This window comes from Vibrio sp. HA2012 (assembly GCF_002812955.1).
Taxonomy (GTDB): domain Bacteria; phylum Pseudomonadota; class Gammaproteobacteria; order Enterobacterales; family Vibrionaceae; genus Vibrio.
Genome location: NZ_PFXK01000020.1, coordinates 1 through 726, shown reverse-complemented (window position 1 = coordinate 726; position 726 = coordinate 1). Strand labels below are relative to the sequence as shown.

1 tRNA gene and 1 rRNA gene are annotated in these 726 nt (G+C 39.9%); both read left to right on the top strand.

What is annotated here, in order from left to right:
• Positions 1–42: 42 nt before the first annotated feature.
• Positions 43–118 (top strand) — tRNA-Glu (locus CSW98_RS17460).
• 502 nt (positions 119–620) lie between these two features.
• A 23S ribosomal RNA gene (locus CSW98_RS17455) occupies positions 621–726 on the top strand; the annotation flags it as partial.

Below are 726 nucleotides of genomic sequence, written 5' to 3'. Positions count from 1 at the left end.
CAGATTGATATGGTTTAGAAAGAAAAGAGACACAGAAACGATGTCCCGTTCGTCTAGAGGCCTAGGACACCGCCCTTTCACGGCGGTAACAGGGGTTCGACTCCCCTACGGGATACCATGTTTAAATGTTTTTATTTCGTTAAACAGAAATAAGAGTCTTTAAACATGGTGACTTTCTTTACAGAAAGAACACTTTTGCTCTTTAACAATTTGGAAAGCTGACAAAGTAACTTAATTCGTTTTTACTTTTAAAAAAGTAAAACAAAACGGCTCAAAGCTGTTATTAAGTTGCTTGTAAAAGTTCTCAAATCTTATTTCTCTTTGGAGAGATAAGTACCAAAACAACACATTCAAGTGTTCTTGGGAACAACATTTTATGTTGTTCATATTTGAGTCCGGCAAAATCGAAAGTCTCTCGCTCATTCAAATAATGAGAGACACAAACCTTGATTAGTTGATTATTAATCCTGAGCGGTTTTTGCGACGTGGATTTTTGTTTCAGGCAAGGCGCTGAAAAATCTGACGCCGGGAGTGTGGCTCGCCACATGACCAAGCAGATTTTGAAAGCAACACAGCATGAAGCAAAAAGACCAAGCAAAAAAAACTCCTTGGGGTTGTATGGTTAAGTGACTAAGCGTACACGGTGGATGCCTTGGCAGTCAGAGGCGATGAAGGACGTATTAACTTGCGATAAGCGCAGATAAGGCAGTAAAAGCCACTTGAGTC